This window comes from Actinoplanes sp. CA-131856 (genome assembly GCF_050956135.1).
Classification (GTDB): domain Bacteria; phylum Actinomycetota; class Actinomycetes; order Mycobacteriales; family Micromonosporaceae; genus Actinoplanes.
The window spans coordinates 7241414-7259749 of the sequence record NZ_CP191849.1; the positions used below are offsets into that span (position 1 = coordinate 7241414).

Annotated in this window: 19 protein-coding genes, 1 pseudogene and 2 riboswitches; of the genes and pseudogenes, 9 read left to right on the forward strand and 11 right to left on the reverse strand. The window is 72.0% G+C overall.

Going from position 1 to position 18336, the window contains the following annotated elements; translation table 11 throughout:
• Window positions 1–50: 50 nt before the first annotated feature.
• Complete coding sequence (locus ACQP2X_RS33515; RefSeq protein WP_498688758.1) at window positions 51–743, reverse strand: (2Fe-2S)-binding protein; 693 nt, start codon at window positions 741–743, stop codon at window positions 51–53.
• Between the two features lie 132 nt (window positions 744–875).
• On the opposite strand from ACQP2X_RS33515, the gene ACQP2X_RS33520 reads away from it, so the two are divergent.
• A complete protein-coding gene (locus tag ACQP2X_RS33520) occupies window positions 876–1313 on the forward strand; it encodes an acyl-CoA thioesterase (protein WP_498701096.1) in 438 nt (145 codons plus the stop codon).
• Between the two features lie 115 nt (window positions 1314–1428).
• Complete coding sequence (locus ACQP2X_RS33525) at window positions 1429–1656, forward strand: hypothetical protein (RefSeq protein WP_498688759.1); 228 nt, start codon at window positions 1429–1431, stop codon at window positions 1654–1656.
• 9 nt (window positions 1657–1665) lie between these two features.
• Here ACQP2X_RS33525 and ACQP2X_RS33530 read toward each other — a convergent pair whose 3' ends face one another.
• Window positions 1666–2175 (reverse strand): NUDIX hydrolase, encoded by a 510-nt coding sequence (locus tag ACQP2X_RS33530; RefSeq protein ID WP_498701097.1) that lies wholly within the window; start codon window positions 2173–2175, stop codon window positions 1666–1668.
• A gap of 80 nt (window positions 2176–2255) precedes the next feature.
• A riboswitch (cobalamin riboswitch) is annotated at window positions 2256–2471 on the forward strand.
• A 108-nt stretch (window positions 2472–2579) separates the two neighbouring features.
• Between ACQP2X_RS33530 and ACQP2X_RS33535 the strand changes: the two genes are divergently transcribed.
• Both ACQP2X_RS33535 and ACQP2X_RS33540 read left to right on the forward strand, forming a co-directional pair.
• Window positions 2580–4922, forward strand: a complete 2343-nt coding sequence (locus tag ACQP2X_RS33535) for a ribonucleoside-diphosphate reductase subunit alpha (RefSeq protein WP_498688761.1) — start codon at window positions 2580–2582, stop codon at window positions 4920–4922.
• Entirely contained in the window at window positions 4922–5917 is a 996-nt protein-coding gene (locus tag ACQP2X_RS33540; RefSeq protein ID WP_498688763.1) for a ribonucleotide-diphosphate reductase subunit beta, read from the forward strand. Before ACQP2X_RS33535 ends, ACQP2X_RS33540 begins: the two co-directional genes overlap by 1 nt.
• Window position 5918: 1 nt before the next feature.
• Here ACQP2X_RS33540 and ACQP2X_RS33545 read toward each other — a convergent pair whose 3' ends face one another.
• The 8 genes from ACQP2X_RS33545 to ACQP2X_RS33580 all read right to left on the reverse strand — a co-directional run bounded on the left by ACQP2X_RS33545 (window position 5919) and on the right by ACQP2X_RS33580 (window position 14349).
• Entirely contained in the window at window positions 5919–6704 is a 786-nt protein-coding gene (locus ACQP2X_RS33545) for an ABC transporter ATP-binding protein (protein ID WP_498688764.1), read from the reverse strand.
• Window positions 6705–6785: 81 nt separating this feature from the next.
• Entirely contained in the window at window positions 6786–7784 is a 999-nt protein-coding gene (locus ACQP2X_RS33550; RefSeq protein ID WP_498688766.1) for a FecCD family ABC transporter permease, read from the reverse strand.
• A 113-nt stretch (window positions 7785–7897) separates the two neighbouring features.
• Window positions 7898–8863, reverse strand: a complete 966-nt coding sequence (locus ACQP2X_RS33555) for a FecCD family ABC transporter permease (protein ID WP_498688768.1) — start codon at window positions 8861–8863, stop codon at window positions 7898–7900.
• A gap of 23 nt (window positions 8864–8886) precedes the next feature.
• A complete protein-coding gene (locus ACQP2X_RS33560) occupies window positions 8887–9906 on the reverse strand; it encodes an ABC transporter substrate-binding protein (RefSeq protein ID WP_498688770.1) in 1020 nt (339 codons plus the stop codon).
• A gap of 29 nt (window positions 9907–9935) precedes the next feature.
• A riboswitch (cobalamin riboswitch) is annotated at window positions 9936–10108 on the reverse strand.
• A 50-nt stretch (window positions 10109–10158) separates the two neighbouring features.
• A complete protein-coding gene (locus tag ACQP2X_RS33565) occupies window positions 10159–10695 on the reverse strand; it encodes a copper resistance CopC family protein (protein ID WP_498688772.1) in 537 nt (178 codons plus the stop codon).
• On the reverse strand, window positions 10692–11828 hold the full coding sequence (locus tag ACQP2X_RS33570) for a Dyp-type peroxidase (RefSeq protein ID WP_498688773.1): 1137 nt from the start codon (window positions 11826–11828) through the stop codon (window positions 10692–10694). The genes ACQP2X_RS33565 and ACQP2X_RS33570 overlap by 4 nt, the downstream gene beginning before the upstream one ends.
• Window positions 11825–12343, reverse strand: coding sequence for a copper chaperone PCu(A)C (locus tag ACQP2X_RS33575; protein WP_498688774.1), 519 nt, complete (start codon window positions 12341–12343; stop codon window positions 11825–11827). The genes ACQP2X_RS33570 and ACQP2X_RS33575 overlap by 4 nt, the downstream gene beginning before the upstream one ends.
• A 32-nt stretch (window positions 12344–12375) precedes the next feature.
• Window positions 12376–14349, reverse strand: coding sequence for a bifunctional copper resistance protein CopD/cytochrome c oxidase assembly protein (locus ACQP2X_RS33580; protein WP_498688775.1), 1974 nt, complete (start codon window positions 14347–14349; stop codon window positions 12376–12378).
• Window positions 14350–14452: 103 nt separating this feature from the next.
• On the opposite strand from ACQP2X_RS33580, the gene ACQP2X_RS33585 reads away from it, so the two are divergent.
• Complete coding sequence (locus tag ACQP2X_RS33585; RefSeq protein ID WP_498688777.1) at window positions 14453–14998, forward strand: hypothetical protein; 546 nt, start codon at window positions 14453–14455, stop codon at window positions 14996–14998.
• Here ACQP2X_RS33585 and ACQP2X_RS33590 read toward each other — a convergent pair.
• Window positions 14967–15323, reverse strand: coding sequence for a hypothetical protein (locus tag ACQP2X_RS33590; protein ID WP_498688778.1), 357 nt, complete (start codon window positions 15321–15323; stop codon window positions 14967–14969). The two genes, ACQP2X_RS33585 and ACQP2X_RS33590, sit on opposite strands and share 32 nt — an antisense overlap.
• Before the next feature lie 123 nt (window positions 15324–15446).
• Here ACQP2X_RS33590 and ACQP2X_RS33595 point away from each other — a divergent pair, with 123 nt between their 5' ends.
• The 4 genes and pseudogenes from ACQP2X_RS33595 to ACQP2X_RS33610 all read left to right on the forward strand — a co-directional run.
• Window positions 15447–16025, forward strand: coding sequence for a sigma-70 family RNA polymerase sigma factor (locus ACQP2X_RS33595; RefSeq protein ID WP_498688779.1), 579 nt, complete (start codon window positions 15447–15449; stop codon window positions 16023–16025).
• 81 nt (window positions 16026–16106) lie between these two features.
• Window positions 16107–17564 (forward strand): PepSY-associated TM helix domain-containing protein, encoded by a 1458-nt coding sequence (locus ACQP2X_RS33600; RefSeq protein ID WP_498688780.1) that lies wholly within the window; start codon window positions 16107–16109, stop codon window positions 17562–17564.
• Window positions 17565–17587: 23 nt separating this feature from the next.
• Window positions 17588–17815 carry a zinc-ribbon domain-containing protein gene (locus ACQP2X_RS33605; RefSeq protein WP_498688782.1) on the forward strand — a complete coding sequence of 76 codons (228 nt, stop codon included), beginning with the start codon at window positions 17588–17590 and terminating at the stop codon, window positions 17813–17815.
• Window positions 17816–17952: 137 nt separating this feature from the next.
• Window positions 17953–18189, forward strand: a pseudogene (locus ACQP2X_RS33610) (helix-turn-helix domain-containing protein); the annotation flags it as partial.
• Between the last annotated feature and the right edge of the window lie 147 nt (window positions 18190–18336).

Sequence of the window (18336 nt, forward strand, 5' to 3'; positions counted from 1 at the left end):
AGCAGTGTCGTCCCCGAAGTAGACGAGGGCGAACTTCTGCTGGATGGCAGTCATGCCGCGAGCACACAGTCACCGCAGGTGCCGCCGCCCGGAATGCGGTAGTAGAGACAGCAGTTGCGCCGCCGGAGACGCCGGCCGTCCCAGCCGGCCATCCCCTGGAGCTGGGGCAGCCCGAGCGTGGCGGCCACGACGGCGCCGGCTTTCCCCGCGTACGCCGGTTCCCCGCGAGCGATCATCCCCGCCGCCCCACCGAGCGCGGACGCGACGTTGCCCCACAGCACATGCCGGGAGAGCACGAACCGCCGCCGGAAGACGTCGAGCACCGGCTCGATCAGCTCCAGGGACAGGGCCCCCTCGCGGCCTTCGCCGTCCGTGGCGCTCAGGCCGCGCTGCGCGAACGGGACCGGGCCGCCGACGACCGGCCGCCACCAGAGCTTCCCCGGGTCGGGAACGGGCACGGCTCCCCCCACCACGGCGGCCCCGAGCACGGGCGACAGCAGCCGCGACGCCAGCCCGAGAAAGGTCACCGACGCGACGACCCGCTCCTCGATGTCCTCCCGGCCCAGACCCGACATCCGCACCAGCGTCTCCCGCGCCACGCCGACACGCTCCGCGACCACCTCGGGCACCAGCAGATCGGCGTACGGCCGCCACGAGCCCTCACATTCATAGGGCTCCCACACGAAGTACGCCCCGAACCGCGCGGCCGCGCTGAGCGCGGGTGTGGCGTCGACCTCTGGCACGCCCCCACCCTACGGACCCGCGCCACGGGCGTGGCTACCCTCGCTCTCCTCCAGGTGCCACAGCAAAGGATCCACACGTTGTCCCAGCCCGGCCGCCCACCTTCGGCCTCCGAACTGACCCTGTCCCAGATCATGGACCAGCACCACACCAACTTGATGGGCACGGTCCACGGCGGCCGCATCCTCAACCTGATCGACTCGGTGGCCGGCGTGGTGGCCGCCCGCCATTCGGACGGCCCTGCCGTGACCGCGGCCATGGACGAGACCCTGTTCCTGCAGGCGGTCCGGGTCGGCGACGTGGTCCACGTGGCCGCCCGCATCACATGGGCCGGCCGCAGCTCGATGGAGGTGGCGGTGAAGGTGACGGCGGACCGCTGGGACAGGGCGGTGCCCGCGACCACGGTCGCCACCTCCCACCTGGTGATGGTCGCGGTGGACGACGACGGCAAGCCCCGCCAGGTCCCCCCTCTGCTCCCGCAGACCGACGCCGACCACCGCGCCTTCCACGAGGCCGAGATCCGCCGCAAGCACCGCCTGACGTTGCGCTCGGCCCTGGCCACCGACAGCTGACGGTCAGGCGCCCCCCGCAGGGTGGTTACCGCATCGGCCGTTCGGCTGTTGTTTTCCCCTACGCAACCGGGCCACCATCTGGAGCCACGCGACTCCGGAGTGTGGAGGTGGGCAGGTGGAGCGCCGAGTCCCTCTGGGCAACCGCAAGATCGCCGGAGCGACCCTGACCGTCAGCACGATGGGCGGCTACAGCGTCAGCCTCGACGGCACCGACATCGGCTACGTCCACGCGGGCGTCGGCGACGAGTGGCACGCTTACCGCCGCCGCGGCGACCGGCCCGACGAATACCTGGGCCGCTTCGCCATGGAAGAGGCGGTGGGCCGCATCACCCGCACCCCTTAGCCCGCCCTTTCACAGGCCCATGGTGACCGGGGCGGCGGGCACTCCGGAGGTGAGCAGTTCGGTCAGCGGTGTGGCCAGGTCGCGGGGTGAGAACAGGTCGGGTCCGGTGTAGGCGGTGATCTCGGCGAGCGGCCACCATCGGAAGGCGCCGATGTGCTCGGCGGCGAGCTGGTCGTCGGTGAACTCGCCCCGCGGCTCGAAGCGGGCCGTGCGGACGAGGAAATAGTCGTTGACGATGCCGGGCGTGTGCCCGGCCGTGACGACCTGATGCCAGACGTGCGGCGGATCGGCGGCGGCGATGACCAGTCCGGTCTCCTCCCGCAGCTCGCGGCGCAGCGCGGCCCGCGCGTCCTCCCCCGGCTCCACGCCGCCGCCCGGAGCAGCCCAGACCGCCGGCGCCCCGCCGGGAACCGCCGGGTGGGGCAGCACGAATCGGCACAGCAGGATGTGGTCGTTCTCGTCGAGGACTATGGCCCGGGCGGCGATGCGCAGGTTCGGCGTCTTGGCCGGGCAGGCTATCGGGTGCCGTCCAGGTGATCACGGGAGGCGACACGCCGATCACAGCATCTGGTGTTGTCACTTTGGGGGTCCACCCATATATGGTGTCTCCCGCAGCTGGTTCGGCCGCGCCTTGATGGTGTGTCCGAGGCAAGAGGGAACCCGGTGTGAGTCCGGGACTGCCCCGCAGCGGTGAGTGGGAACGAAAGCCGTCACACAGCACTGGGCGCGAGCCTGGGAAGCGACGGCCGGTAGGCGATCTTCGCAAGGAGATCAGGCCCACGAGTCCGAAGACCTGCCAGCGCGCCGCACGCCGACCGGTGTGCGGCGGTCGAAGGCCGCGTGGGACGGCCGGCGCCAACCAGTCGGCCCCGCCGTGGCCGTCGGCGTCTCCCGCGTGCCTTCACCCAGGCGAGGGAGAGGCCATGACGGTCAGCGAGGACAGAACCACCGTGCCGGAGCAGCGGCGGCACGTGATGCGGGTCCGCAAGCGCAACGGCGATCTGGAGACGGTCGACGTCAACAAGATCGTCAAGGCGGTCGAGCGCTGGGTCGCCGATCTCGACGAGGTCGACCCGATGCGGGTGGCCACAAAGACCATCAGCGGCCTGTACGACGGCGCGACCACCGCCGAGCTCGACAAGCTCTCCATCCAGACGGCGGCCGAGCTGATCGGCGAGGAGCCCCAGTATTCGAAACTGGCCGCGCGGCTGCTGGCGGCCTATGTGGACAAGGAGGTGCGGCTCCAGGAGGTGGCGAGCTTCTCCCAGTCGATCCGCTACGCCCACCAGCACGGCCTGATCGGCGACGAGACGGCCGCTTTCGTGCGCCGCAACGCCCGCAAGCTCGACGACGCCGTCGACCTCGACGGTGACCTGCGGTTCGAATACTTCGGCCTGCGCACCGTGGCCGACCGCTACCTGCTGCGCCACCCGCAGAGCCGCCTGGTCGTCGAGACACCGCAGTACTGGCTGCTGCGCGTCGCCTGCGGGCTCAGCGAGACCCCGGCCGAGGCGATCGGCTTCTACCGCCTCATGTCGTCGCTGGCCTATCTGCCCAGCTCGCCCACCCTGTTCAACTCCGGCACCCGGCACACGCAGATGTCGTCGTGTTTCCTGGTCGACTCGCCCCGTGACGAGCTCGACTCCATCTACGAGCGCTACCACCAGGTCGCGAAGCTGTCGAAGTTCTCCGGCGGCATCGGCATCGCCTGGTCGCGGATCCGTGGCCGGGGCGCCCTGATCCACGGCACCAACGGCCGGTCCAACGGCATCGTCCCGTTCCTGAAGACCCTCGACGCCGGTGTCGCCGCGGTCAACCAGGGCGGCCGGCGCAAGGGCGCCGCGTGCGTCTATCTGGAGCCGTGGCATCCCGACGTCGAGGAGTTCCTGGAGCTTCGGGACAACACCGGCGAGGAGTCCCGGCGTACCCATAATCTGAATCTGGCCAACTGGATCCCGGACGAGTTCATGCGCCGGGTCGAGGCCGACGGGGACTGGTCCCTGATCGACCCCTCCGACGCCCCCGAGCTGCCCGAACTGTTCGGTGAGGCGTTCGACGAGGCGTACCGAAGGGCCGAGAAGAAGGCCGTCAAGACCGTCAAGGCCCGGGAGTTGTACGGCCGGATGATGCGCACCCTCGCGCAGACCGGCAACGGCTGGATGACGTTCAAGGACCGCTCGAACGCCCTGTCCAACCAGACCGGCGCTCCGGGCAACACCATCCACCTGTCGAACCTGTGCACCGAGATCCTCGAGGTCAACAGCGACGACGAGACGGCGGTCTGCAACCTCGGCTCGATCAACCTGGGCGCGCACCTCGCGGACGGCGGCGTCGACTGGGACAAGCTGCGCGCGACCGTGCGTACGGCCGTGACCTTCCTGGACCGGGTCATCGACATCAACTACTACCCGTCGGCGCAGGCGGCCGCGTCCAATCCGCGCTGGCGGCCGGTCGGCCTCGGGCTGATGGGCCTGCAGGACGCGTTCTTCCAGCTGCGGCTGCCGTTCGACTCGCGCGAGGCCCGGGAGCTGTCCACCCGCGTACAGGAAGAGATCTTCCTGACCGCCCTGGAGTCGTCGGTCGCTCTGGCCGAGCGATTCGGGCCGCACCCGTCCTATCCGGAGACCCGGGCCGCCCGGGGCGATCTGCACCACGAGCTGTGGGGCGCGACCCCGGCGCAGGCCGAGCGCTGGTCAAGCCTGAAGGCTCGGATCGCCGAGCACGGCCTGCGCAACTCGCTCATGATCGCCATCGCGCCGACCGCGACCATCGCGTCGATCGCCGGCTGCTACGAGTGCATCGAGCCGCAGGTGTCCAACCTGTTCAAGCGCGAGACGATGTCCGGCGAGTTCCTTCAGATCAATTCCTATCTCGTACGGGAGCTGAAGGCCCGCGGTCTGTGGACGGCCCCGGTCCGGGAGCAGATCAAGCGCGCCGAGGGCTCGGTGCAGGCGATCGCCGAGCTGCCGGGCGAGGTGCGCGAGCTTTTCCGTACGGCGTGGGAGTTGCCGCAGAAGGCGCTGATCGAGCTGGCGGCCGCCCGCGCCCCGTACATCGATCAGTCGCAGTCCCTGAATTTGTTCCTGAGCGCGCCGACCATCGGCAAGCTCTCCTCGATGTACCTCTACGCCTGGAAAGCCGGGCTGAAGACGACGTACTACCTGCGCTCGCGGCCGGCGACGCGCATTCAGCAGGCGACGGTCTCCCTCACGCCCGCTGAAGCCTGTTCCTTGGAGAACCCCGAGTCATGTGAGGCCTGCCAGTAATGCTGCTCGACCCCGGAATGGACCTGACCCTGCGGCCGATGAAGTACCCGCACTTCTTCGACCGTTTCAAGGACGCCATCAAGAACACCTGGACCGTCGAAGAGGTCGACCTGCACTCCGACCTCGCCGACCTCGAGAAACTGTCGCCCGCCGAGCGGCATCTCGTGTCCCGACTCGTGGCTTTCTTCGCCACCGGCGACACCATCGTCGCCAACAACCTCGTGCTCAACCTCTATCAGCACGTCAACTCCCCCGAGGGCCGGCTCTACCTTTCCCGGCAACTGTTCGAGGAGGCCGTGCACGTCCAGTTCTATCTGAATCTGCTCGACACGTACGTGCCCGATCCCGCCGAGCGCGCGGCGGCCTTCTCGGCCGTGGAGAACATCCCGTCGATCGCCCGCAAGGCCGAGTTCTGCTTCAAGTGGATCGACTCGGTCTACGAGCTGCGCACTCTCCAGACGAAGGAGGACCGCCGCGCGTTCCTGCTGAACGTCATCTGCTTCGCGGCGTGCATCGAGGGGCTGTTCTTCTACGGCGCTTTCGCGTACGTCTACTTCCTGCGCTCCCGGGGTGTCCTGCAAGGCCTGGCCTCCGGTACGAACTGGGTCTTCCGCGACGAGTCGATGCACATGGCCTTCGCGTTCGACGTGGTCGACCAGGTCCGCGCCGAAGAGCCCGACCTGTTCGACGCCGACATGGAGAAGCAGGTCACCGAAATGCTCGAAGAAGCCGTCGAGTGTGAGGTGCAGTTCGCGGCGGACCTGCTCGAACAGGGCGTCTCCGGCATGTCGCTGGGTGACATGCGCGAATATCTCCAGCACGTGGCCGACCGGCGGCTGACCGCGCTGGGCATCGCGCCCCGCTACGGCAGCAAGAACCCGTTCGCCTTCATGGAGCTGCAGGACGTGCAGGAGCTGTCGAACTTCTTCGAGCGCCGCGTCTCGGCCTATCAGGTCGGCGTGACCGGAAGCGTCACCTTCGACGACGACTTCTGATTCAGCGGGCGGACCGTGCCTCGGGCAGCACCAACGGGGTTCCCGTCGTCGGGTCGGTGATGACCCGGGCACGGACGCCGAAGACCTTCTGGACCAGTGACGCGTCGACGATGCCGGCGGGTGGGCCCTGTGCGACCACGGCGCCCGCCCGCATGGCGACGATCTCGTGGGCGTAGCGGCAGGCCATGTTGAGGTCGTGGAGCACGGCGACCACCGTGCGGCCGGCCGCGTTGAGGTCGGCCAGCAGGTCGAGCACCTCGAGCTGATGGGCCAGGTCGAGGAAGGTGGTCGGCTCGTCCAGAAGCAGCAGTCCGGTCTCCTGGGCCAGCACCAGGGCGATCCAGACCCGTTGCCGCTGGCCGCCGGAGAGCTCGTCGACCGGCCGGTCGGCGAGCTCGGCCACCCCGGTCGCGGCCAGGGCGGCGGTGATCGCCTCCTCGTCCCGGTCCGACCATTGGCGCAGCCACCGCTGGTGCGGGTGCCGGCCCCGGGCCACGAGGTCGCCCACGGTGATCCCGTCCGGCGCGACCGGTTGCTGCGGCAGGACGCCGATGCGGGCCGCGACATCACGGGTGGGCAGCCGGTGGATGTCGGCGCCGTCGAGCAGCACCGTCCCGGCCGAGGGGCGCAGCAGCCGTCCCAGCCCGCGCAGCAGCGTCGACTTGCCGCAGGCGTTCGGGCCGACGATCGCGGTGATCCGTCCCGGCGCCACCTGGAAGTCGAGGCCGGTGACGACGGGGCGGCCCTCGTAGCCGAGGCCGAGCCCGGCCGTACGCAGATCAGTCATGCGATCCTCCCCAGCGACCGGTCCCGGCCGTCTCTGGCCGTCTTCCCGATACGGCCCCGTCTGGCCGGCAGCGCGACTCGGTCATCCGGTCCTGCCGATGCGGTTCGCTCTGGCCAGCAGCCAGACGAGGAAGGGGGCGCCGAGCACTGTCGTCAGCACCCCCACGGGCAGCTCGGCCGGCGCGAGGACCCGGCGGGCGGCCAGGTCGGCCAGGGCCAGCAGGGCCGCGCCCACGGCGGCCGAGGAGACCAGGGCCAGCCCGCGCTCACGGACGAGGCGCCGGGCGATCTGCGGCGCGGCCAGGGCGACGAACGCGATCGGCCCGGCCGCCGCCGTGGCCACCGCGGCCAGCGCGACCGCCGTCACCAGCAGTCCGGCCCGCGCCCGCTCGGCCCGCACGCCCAGCGCGAGCGCGAGGTCGTCGCCCAGCTCCAGGGCCCGCAGCGGCGCGGCCAGCCGCAGCGCCACCGGAAGCAACACCACCACCGCGACCACGACCGGCGCCACCTGCGCCCAGGAACGGCCGGCCAGGCTGCCGGTCAGCCAGATGGACGCCTGCTCGGCGGTGTAGATGTTCGCCGTGTTGAGCAGATAGGCGGTCACCGAGGTGAGCATGGCGGTGACGCCGATGCCGACCAGCACGAGCCGATATCCGGTGACCCCGCGGCGCCGCGACAGCAGATAGATGGCGGCCGCGGTGGCCGCCGCCCCGGCCAGCGCGCCCAAGGCCACGGTCCGCGGCCCGGCGGCCAGCACGACGATGAGGAACACGGCCACCGCGGCCGCCCCGGCGTTGATGCCCACGATGTCCGGGCTGGCCAGAGGATTGCGGACGACCCGCTGCACGATGGCACCGGACAGCCCGAACGCCGCGCCCACGGCGACCGCGCCGAGCGCCCGGGGCAGGCGCAGGTCGAGGACCACGTAGGCGCTGCGCCGGGTCGCGCCCTCGCCGCCGGCCAGCACGGTGAGCACGTCGGACAGCGGCATCGGATAGTCGCCCCGGGCCAGCGAGACGAGCAGCGCCGCCAGCGCCACGAGGAGCGCGGCGACAGTGACCACGACCGCGCGCCGGTCCACTCGCCCCCGCCCAGCGCGGCCCAAAGCAGCGCGGCCCAAAGCAGCGCGGCCCAAAGCAGCGCAGCCAAAAACAGCGCAGCCGGAAACAGCGCGGCCCAGCGCGGAGCGACCCTTCACAGCTCCGCCAGCTTCCGTCGGCGCACCAGGGCGACGAAGAACGGCGCCCCGGCGATCGCGGTCACGATCCCGGCCTGGAGCTCCTGCGGCCGCGCGACCACGCGCCCGAGCACGTCGGCCGCCAGCAGCACGGTCGGAGCGAGGACCGCCGCGTACGGCAGCAGCCACCGGTGGGCCGGCCCGACCAGCGCCCGCGCCATGTGCGGCACGGTCAGCCCGACGAAGGCGATCGGCCCGGCCAGCGCCACGGCCGTGCCGGTGAGCACGACGGCGGCCAGGGCGGCGGTGGCCCGGCCCACGATCAGGCCCTGCCCCAGCGAGCGGGCCATGTCGTCGCCCAGGGCCAGCGCGTCCAGCGCCCGCGCCGACACGACGGCCAGCACGGCGCCCACGGCCATGAACGGCAGCGCGGTCCGGATCACCGAGGCGTCGGCCGAGGTCAGGGCGCCCACCGACCAGTACCCGTAGGCGTTGAAGGTGTTGATGTCGAGCAACGTGAGAGCGGTGGTCAGGCCACCCAGGAAGGCGGTCGCGGCGGCGCCCGCGAGTGCCAGCTTGACCGGCGTGGCCCCGCCCCGGCCGTACGAGCCGAGGGTGTAGACCCCGGCGCCGGCCAGCGCGGCGCCGGCGAAGGAGAACCAGACCCAGCCGCCGAAGCTGTGCACCCCGAAGACCGCGATGCCGAGGACCACGGCCAGCGCCGCGCCGGCGTTCACGCCGAGCACCTCGGGGCCGGCCAGCGCGTTGCGGGTCAGCCCCTGGAGCAGCACGCCGGAGACGCCGAGCGCGGCCCCGGCCAGCAGGCCGACCAGGGTGCGGGGCACCCGCAGGTACTCCACGATCCGCTGCACGTCCGAGCCGTCCGGGTGCAGCCAGGTGCCGAGCGCGGCCTGTACGCCGACGGTCTGGTTGCCGAGCAGCACGGAACCGGTCGTGGCCGCCGCCAGCACGGCGACGGCCACGACCAGGCCCAGGGCGCGCCGGCTCAGAACTTCTCCGGATGCAGGAGCTTGGCCAGGGTGGCGACGGCGTCGGCGTTCCGTACGCCCGGGGTGACCTCGGCGAACGTGACCGCGTAAATCCTGCCGTCGCGCACCGCGGGCACGTTGGCCAGGGCCGGGTCCTTCGTGAGCCCGTCGATGACCTCCTGGGCCCCGGACGGTCCGACGTCGGCGCCGCAGCAGGCCGGCACGACGATCACGTCGGGCTTGCGCTTGATGAGCTCCTCGGTGCCGATCCGGGTGAGCCGGCCGCGCACGTCGCCGAACACCTGGGTGCCGCCGGCCTTCTCGATGATGGTGGTGGCGACGTCGTCGCTGCCGAAGACCCGCAGCTCGCCGCCGCCGGGCCGGTTGAGCATGGCGACTCGGGGCTTGGTCACCCCGGCCAGCCGGCTCTCGGTGCCGGCGACGGTCTTCTTCATCTTCTCGACCAGGGCCTGCGCTTCGGTCGTACGACCGAGGACCCGGCCCAGATCGGTGAGGTCCCGGTAGACGCTGTCGAGCGAGACGTCGTTGTCGGCCAGGTCCTTCTGGTCCTTGCCGTCGGCCGACGGGCAGTACTGGGTGAACAGGTACGACCCGATGCCGATCTTGTTCAGCTCGGCCCGGGTGCCGAGGCCTTCGGCGGTGAACGCGCCGGTGAAGCCGGAGACGACGAAGTCCGGGTCGAGGCGCAGCACCTCCTCGCGGCTCGGATATTCCTCGGGGTAGTAGGCCGTCTTGAACTGCGCGGCGTATGCGGGCAGCAGCGGATTGTCGAGGTAAGCCGCGCCGACCAGCTTGTCGCCGGCGCCGAGGGCGTACACGGCCTCGATGGCGTTGTGGAACGCGGCGAAGATCCGTGCCGGCGGGGTGCCGGTGGGCACGGCCACGCCGCAGTTCTGAATCGCGGCGGTGGCCGGCTTGTCCGATGCCTCGGACGCGCCGCCACAGCCGGCAAGGAGACTCGCGGCCAGGACGGCAGCGAGCCAGGACAGAGGGGACCGTACAGCGCGCACGCGCATCGGGACCGCCTTCCAGCACCTCGTGGACGGGTCGTTGCGGTGCCGTGGCCGGTCTCCTGGCTGACGGGCGGTGCTCCGGCGGCCGGCCTTCCCAGGCTCACGCCCAGTGACCTCGCGGTGGCCTCCGGCATCCCGTTCACAGTGGCGAGGGCCGCGCCGGTCTCACACCGGCTTCCCGAACACCACGGCCCGACCACCATAGCCGCCCCGCCCCATCATGATCATCCGGGGCGGGGCATGGTTCGGCTGGTCTCAGGCGCGGGCGGACCGCCGGCGCCCCGTGGTGACGAAGAGGTAGGCCGCCGCTCCGGCCAGAGCCACGCCCAAGGCGGCCAAGCCGATCAGGACGCCCGTGGGAATGCCGCGGGAGCCGGCCGGGGGCGCGGCGGTCGCCTTGGCGGCAGCTGGGGGCAGGGCCGGGTCGTCGACGGTGAAGACGTACGAGCCCTGGACCGTGTGGCCGTCCACCGACACGACCCGGTAGGCGACGGTGTAGGTGCCGTTGGCCAAGGGCTTCCGCGGGACGATCGTTCCCTTCGCCACGTCGATGGCCGGGGTGGAGGCCTCGATCCTCTGCCGGGCCGCGTCACTCAGGGCGATCGTCGTGAACGACGGGTTGAGGCGCTGGCTGAACTCCAGCGTGATCGCCTCGGGCGCCGTCGTGAGCACCGCGTCCTTGGCCGGGGTCGTCGCCACCAGCTGCGTGTGCGCCCACGCCGGCGTGGTGGGCAGCAGCACGGCCGCCACCAGCGCCGCCAGGCCGAGCAGAGCCTTTCTCCAGTACGTCATGCCAGCACTCCCTCGCCGATCCAGCCGTCCTCGGCACAGCCGGGTGGCACCGCGAAGACCGCCGAGCCGATCGGGGTGATCCATTCGTTGAGCAGGTCCTTCTCGGCCAGCCGCTGCTGGATGGGCACGTACTGCCGCTCGATGTCGCCCTGGTACGACGCGAAGATCAGGCCGCTGTCGGGGTGGCCGGCCGCGTTCGGGGCGCCGTCGTAGTTGTACGGCCGGCGCAGGATCTTCAGCGCCGGGTCGGTCACGTGGGCCCTGGTGACGTGGGCGAAGTCCGGCATGACCGGCAGCCCTGTCGTGTCGAGCGCCGCGAAGTCCGGCTCGTCGTGCTCCTTCACCCCGGTGAACGGCGCCCCGCTCACCATCCGGCGGCCGACGGCGTTCTCCTTATCCCCCACGCTGAGCAGATCCCACTTCTCGATCTCGGCCCGGATCCGCCGGACCACCAGCGTGGTGCTCCCGTCCGGTCGCCACACCGCCGTGTCCATGGCGTCCCCGGTGGGGTTCGCCGTGCCGTCCAGCTGACCGAGGACGTTGCGCTGGGTGAAACCCGGTTCCTGTACGCCGTACGCACGCCGGAATCCGATCTGCGCCCACCGCACCGACCCGAACGGGCGGGCATCCTTGACGAGCATCCGCTGGGCGTGTGCGACCGTGAGCGGATCGTCGGCGCAGATCTGGAGCAGCAGATCCCCGCCCGACCACCTCGGCTCCAGCCGGTCGATGGTGAACGTCGGCAGGTCCTTCACCGGCGACGGGAGACCGGCGGCCCGGTAGAGGCCGGGACCGAAGCCGAAGGTGATCGTCAGGCGGGCCGGCAGCACGGCGAGCGGGGCGTCGGTGTCGCCCAGGGCCGGTTCGCCCCGGGTGAGCCGGCGCGCGTCGTCCGACAGCAGCCGCATCATCCGGCCCAGGGCCCGCCGGTCGGTGCCGGCGGGCAGGGTGAAGGCGACGAACGAGGCGTGCGCCGGCGGTTCCGTGGTCACGCCCGCCTGGCGTACGCCGTGGAACGCGACGACATCGGTCTCGGCGGCGACCGCGACCGGTTCTTCCCGTGCCGCGAGGAAACCCGCGGTGGCGCCGGCGCCGGCCAGCGCGCCACCGGCGAGCAGATGGCGACGCTTCACATGCCCGCCATCGGAGCGGCGCTGGGGGCGTAGCTCTCCCCGGCCCCGGTGAACGGCTTGGCCACCGCGGTGAACTGGACGGTGCCGCCGTCGCCGAGGGTCAGCGTGAACCGGAGCTCGTCGCCCGGCTTGATCGGGGCCGACGGGTCCATGATCATCAGATGGTCGCCGCCGGGGGTGAGCTCGTGGGTGCCGCCGGCCTTGACGACGAAGCCACCCTCCTTGGGCCGCATCACCATCTTGCCGTCCTGCATCGCCATCTCGTGCAGCTCCATCGGCGAGATCGAGGTGGCCGCCTTGACCACTGTCACGTCCTGGCCGGTGCCGTTGACCAGGGTGCCGAAGGCGGCGGTCATGCCCTTGTCGACGGCCTTCACCCACGGGTCCTTGACGGTCAGGGTGGCGGCGGCCGGGGCCGCGGCGTCCGAGGCGTCCGAAGTGGAACCGCAACCGGCCAGCGTGGTGGCGACGAGAGCGGCCGCGACGACGAACGAACGACGAGCGATGGTTTGCATGTTTATCTTCCTGTATGAGGGGCTTTGCGCTCTTAGTCGGACGACCGGCCGCTGAAGTTCCCGGCCAGAAAAGCGTTGTAGCGGGCCAGGTCGTCCTCCTCGCCCGTGGCGTCGGCCCGGTCGGCCGCGCGGTCGAGGCGGGCCTGCTCCCGCTCGTCGCTGCGGATCCACTGCCGTACCAGCAGCAGCATGATCACGGCGGACGGCAGCTCGCCGAACGCCCAGGCCAGCCCGGCCCCGAGGCGCTGGTCGGCCAGCAACGACGAGGCCCACGACGGGTGCACGGCGCTGTACCAGTCGAGCCCGATGACCGTCGTGGCCTGGAGCAGCACGAACCCGAAGAACGCGTGCGCCACCATCGCCAGGAAGTGCACCAGCGTGAGCAGCGCTGGATGGACGCGCCGCCGCCCCGGGTCGACGCCGATGAGCACCCAGAACAGCAGGTAACCGGCGAGCACGAAATGGACCAGCATGGCCAGGTGGCCCAGGTGGTAGCGCATCAGGGTGCCGAGCAGCCCGCTGAAGTACAGGCCGTACAGGCTTCCGACGTAGATCGTCAAAGCGACGACCGGATGACCGAGGAACCGCGTGTACCGGCTGTGCAGCGCGATCAGCAGCCACTCCCGCGCCCCGCGCACCTGCGGATCCGGGGGACGCCGGAGCGCGCGCAGGGCCAGGGTGACCGGCGCTCCCCCGACCAGCAGGATGGGCACCACCATCGAGAGCACCATGTGCTGGACCATGTGCACGCTGAACAGGACGTACGAGTACCGGACGACGCCCAGGCCGGTGATCGCCGCGAGCACCAGCATGCCGCCCACCCAGCTCGCCGTGCGGGCGACCGGCCAGGCGTGGCCGGCCTGGCGCAGACGTACGACACCGGCCAGATAGAAGCCGATCCCGGCCAGGGCGATCGTCAGGAAGAACATGTCCGGCAGCGGGTTTCCGAGCATCCGCAGCGCGGTCGGCGGCGCCGGCATGCCGAAGCCGAGGAGTTCGACCAGCGGGTCCGGTTCCACCACGGCGTCGGGCGCGGGCGACCGCGACAGCGCCACGGCCAGCCCGACCGCCGCGCCGAGCACGGCCAGCTCCCCCACGGCCAGCCTCACGAACGCCGCCGGTTTCCCCTCCGCCAGCGCCGGCAGCGCCCGCGCGCGATGCAGCGCCCCGACAAGACCCACAACGGCCAGGGCCACGACCTTCAGGAGCACGAGTACGCCGTAGCGAGTCGTCCACAGCGGCGAAAGCCCGCCGAGGCGCACGGCCGCGTTGACCGCGCCGCTGACGCCCGTGGCCACGAAGCAGGCCAGGGCGAGCCGGCTGTAGCGGGAGGCGGTCTCGGAGAAGCGGCGGACCCGGCGGACCATCAGCAGCCCGGCCAGGCCGCCGATCCACAGCGAGGCGGCCAGCACGTGCAGCGCGAGGCTGGTCACCGCGATCTGGTGGTTGCCGGCCGAGGCCGCGTGGCCGGTGAAGGCGGGCGGCAGCAGCGCCGCCGACGCCGCCGCGGCGGTCACGAAGGCGAGCCCGCGCGAGACCCCGGCCCGGCTCAGCACCACGACGGCCAGGGCCAGCCCGGCCTGCACCACGAGCGCCTGGCCCTGGCCGATCGAGAAGGCGAAGCTGACCACGGCGTGCGCGCTGAGCCGGCCCACCGGGACGGCGAGCACGTCGGAGACGGTCAGCACGATCTGGGCCAGCGCGGCGAGCGCCCATCCGGCGGCCAGCCACGAGGCCCGGCGCAGCAGCAGCCAGCCGTGCGCGGCCACGCTGGGGCCGTCGCCGGGCAGCAGGAAGGCCGCCGTCACCGTGATTCCGGCCACCAGAACGCCGAGCGCGCTGGCCGCGAACGTGACCGACGGCAGCGCCCACTCGGTGACCGGGCCCGGGCTGGGAATGCCGACCAGCACCGAATCGTCCACCGCCCCGCCGAAAAGAAGGGCCCCTACCAGCACAAACACGGCCGGCCCGAGAACCAGGGGAACGACCCGAACATCCGTACGCACGAAAGATGGTCGTGGTTCGCGGTCTCCCGGTTCCCGGGAACTTCGGCGGCGCCCTGGACGACTTCCTCTACAGTTCCAAGTTCTTCAACGATGGCGGTGAGGCATGGCTGACGAGGCTTCGAAGACCGGCACCGGCCGGGCCTGCCTGCGCCGGGCCGCGGGCGGACGGTCCCCGGTGGTCCTGCGGCATCACGGTGGCGGGCTGACCGTCGGCCCCCGGCGCCGGGTCGCCGAGCGCGCCCGGTCGCTGCGCGGCGTCATCATCGGCATGTCGCTCGCCGCCATCGCCTGGATCGCGGCCGCCGTCGTCCTCTTCGCCGGTGTGCCCATGGCGCACGCCGCCGACGCCAGCCCGTGCCCCGCCCGCAGGTCGCTGGTCGCCTCCGACGGCGAGAGCACCTTGCGGGTGCGGCCCGAGACCGCGACGCTGTTCCACCTCTGCGTCGACGAGGGCACCGAGGCCGTACGCCGATGGTCGGTCACCGCCGTCGACGGCAGCGGCCGGAGCGTGCCGGTCGCGGTGCAGCCGGTCGGCGACCGCCTGGCCATCGCCACCGCGCCGCTGACCGGCGACAGCGCCACCCTCTCGGTGCGGGCCGACCTCGAGACCGGCGCCGCTAGCTTCGAGGTGCCGCTGCGCCTGTGGTGAGCCACTCCCCGGCCGGAGTCCGCACGGCCAGACCGACCACCTCGTCGCCGGCCCGCTCCACCCGCACGGTCGGGCAACCGTCGGTGGCGCGATGCCAGCCACCCGAGGCGCTGTCGTGCACGGCCGAGTGCCGGCAGTGCTCCTCGTCGGCGTAGCCCCAGGCCATCAGCAGGTCACGGCCGCCGAACGAGTAACGGCCGACGGTCGCCACCCGCTCGCCGTCGGCGCGGCGGTAGAACTCGGCGGACAGGCCGGGCACCGGAACGCCCTCGAACGGCGCGTCCGCGACGGTGCGGTGCAACCGGTACTCGGAAAGGTCGGGCAACAAAGTCGATCTCCTCATCGGCGTGGACCGGCCCGTTGGTCGCCGGGGACGGGCCGCCGGTTCCCGGCATCAAACGATCGGGTGACCCGGGAACTTTCCCCGCTTCCCCAGCGACTCATCCACGTGACCCCCTCCGAGGAGCACGCGGACGCGCTGACCCTGCTCGCCCACGACGCCGCGCGCGGCGACCGGTCGGCGCTGACCGAGCTGATCCGCGCGACCCAGGGCGACGTGGCGCGTTTCCTCCATCCCCTGGCCTCGCCGGGCGAGGTGGAGGATCTGACCCAGGAGACCTATCTGCGGGCCGTACGGGCTCTGCCCGACTTCGCCGGACGGTCGTCGGTACGCACGTGGCTGTTCGCGATCGCCCGCCGGGTCGCGGCCGACCAGGTCCGCTACGCGACCCGGCGGCCCCGGACGGCGGCCCTGCCCGACTGGCAGAGCCACGCCGAGATCGCCGACCCGCACGGCCGTTCCCGGTTCGAGGAACACCACGCGCTCACCGACCTGCTGCGCGGGCTGGCCGAGGACCGCCGCGACGCGTTCCTGATGACGCAGATCGCCGGGCTGTCGTACGCCGAGGCGGCCGAGATCTGCGACTGCCCGGTCGGCACGATCCGCTCCCGGGTGGCCCGGGCCCGCGAGGATCTGGTCACCGCGATGCGCGACCTCGGCCACGGCCGGAAGGCCGCCGCGGGCTGAGACACATCGACGGGAACCAGTCGGCGGCGATGGGCGACCAACGCTGCGAGTGCCTTCCCCGACGACTGTGACGGAGAACAGATGTCCACCGCCGCGCCGCCTTCACGCCCCGCTTTATCCTTCGGCCCTCTGCTGCTGCGCCTGCACTTCTACGCCGGCATCCTGGTCGCGCCCTTCCTGCTGGTCGCCGCGCTGACCGGTCTCGCCTACGTCTTCACCCCTCAGCTCGACCGCGTCGTCTACGCGGACGAGCTGGTGGTCGACAAGCCGGGCGGCGCCACCAAGCCGCTGGCCGAGCAGATCGCGGCGGCCCAGGCGGCGGTGCCGGACGGCACTCTCCTCTCGCTGCGGCCGGGCGAGGGCTCGGCCACGACGCAGGTCGACTTCGCGCTGCCGTCGCTGGACGAGGAGCACGCGCGGACCGCGTACGTGAACCCGTACAGCGGCGAGGTCACCGGGCAGCTGACGACCTGGTTCTCCTACACGCCCGTACGGACGTGGCTCGACGACATGCACCGCAACCTCAACCTGGGCGCCGTCGGACGGCACTACTCGGAGCTGGCGGCGAGCTGGCTCGGCGTCATCACGATCGGCGGCCTGCTGCTGTGGTGGCGGCGGCAGCGCGGGAATCGTACGGCCCGCAAGCTGTTGGCCCCTGACCTTGCCGCGAAGAAGGGCGTGCGCCGGACCCGAGGCTGGCACGCGGCCACCGGCGTGTGGCTCTCGGTCGGCCTGCTGATCCTGTCGGTCACCGGCCTGACCTGGTCCCGATATGCCGGCGGCAACTTCGGCGAGGCGCTCGACGCGATGAACGGCAGCCGCCCCGCGGTGAGCACCGACCTCACCGGCGCCGCGGCCGAGCCTTCCGGCGGCCACCACAGCAGCGGCGGCGCGGCGGGCCCCACGACGGCCGACCCGGCCGCGATCGACGGGGTGCTGAAGACCGCCCGCGCCAGTGGACTCGACGGGCCGGTCGAGGTGATCGTCCCGGCCGACGGCACCGCGGCCTGGAAGGTGAGCCAGGACGACAGCCTCTGGCCGGTCCGCGCCGACAGCGTCGCCGTCGACGCCGCCACCGGCCAGGTGACCGACCGGGTCGACTTCGCCGACTGGCCGCTCACGGCCAAGCTCACGTCGTGGGGCGTCAACGCCCACATGGGACTCCTGTTCGGCCTGCCCAACCAGATCCTGCTGGCCGCCCTGGCGATCGGCCTGCTCTGCGTGATCGTCTGGGGTTACCGCATGTGGTGGCAGCGCCGCCCCACCCGGGCCGACCGCCGCGCGATCGGCGGGGCCCCGCTCGGCGCCCGCGGCGCCTGGCAGCAGATCCCCTCGTGGGGCATCGTCGTGGGCGTACCGGTGGTCATCGCCCTCGGCTGGGTGGTGCCGCTGTTCGGCGTCCCGCTCGCGGCGTTCCTGCTCGTCGACATCGCGGTCGGCGCCGTCCAGAGCCGGCGCCGCCGGACACCACCGGTCCCGGTCTCGCCGGCGCCGGCGGGCGCCGAGACCCCGGCCAAATCGGCCGCGAGCGGGGGCTGACACTCACCCGTACTGTTGGTGGGGTGCTGTTCATCTTCGGAATCCGTAGCAAGGACACCATCCTCGGTTCACGGCTGGGCCGGTGCGAGGTCTGCGGCGCCACGGCGGCGCAGACCCTGGTCCGGCGCACGACGAAGTTCAGCCTGTTCTTCGTGCCGCTGTTCCCGGTCCGCCCGTCCCGCCACTTCGTGACCTGCACCAACTGCGGCCGTTCCCGCGGCGCCGCCCGCGAGGAACTGGTCGCGGCTTGATGATGCCGATCGTGGTCGCCCAGGTGCCGGCCGCCGTGGTGACCGGTGCCGTCGCCCGGGTGGCGCGGCTCGCCACGCCTCTACGCTGCGGGCTGAACGGGTATCGCCCGGGCGGCGGGGCTGGGTACGGTGACGGCATGACGGACAGGTCACGTCCCCTGTTGCGCACGCTGGTCGGCCGGGTGTTGCGCCGCCACCGGCTGGAACAGGAGCGGACGCTGGCCGAGGTGGCCCGGGAGGCGGCCGTCTCGGTGCAATATCTGTCCGAGGTGGAGCGCGGCCGCAAGGAGCCCAGCTCCGAGATCCTGGCCGCCGTGTGCGACGCGCTGCGCGTCGAGCTGTCCGACCTGCTGGCCGAGGTGGGGCGCGAGCTCGTCGAGCACCGCGCCCCGGTCCTGCGCCTGCGGCCGGTCGCACCGGTCGCCCCCGTGGCGCCCTCGATGCGCCGGCCGGCCGCCCCACCGCACCGCTCCGGCGACGTCATGCTCCTGGCCGCCTGATCAGCGCACTTCGTCCATCCC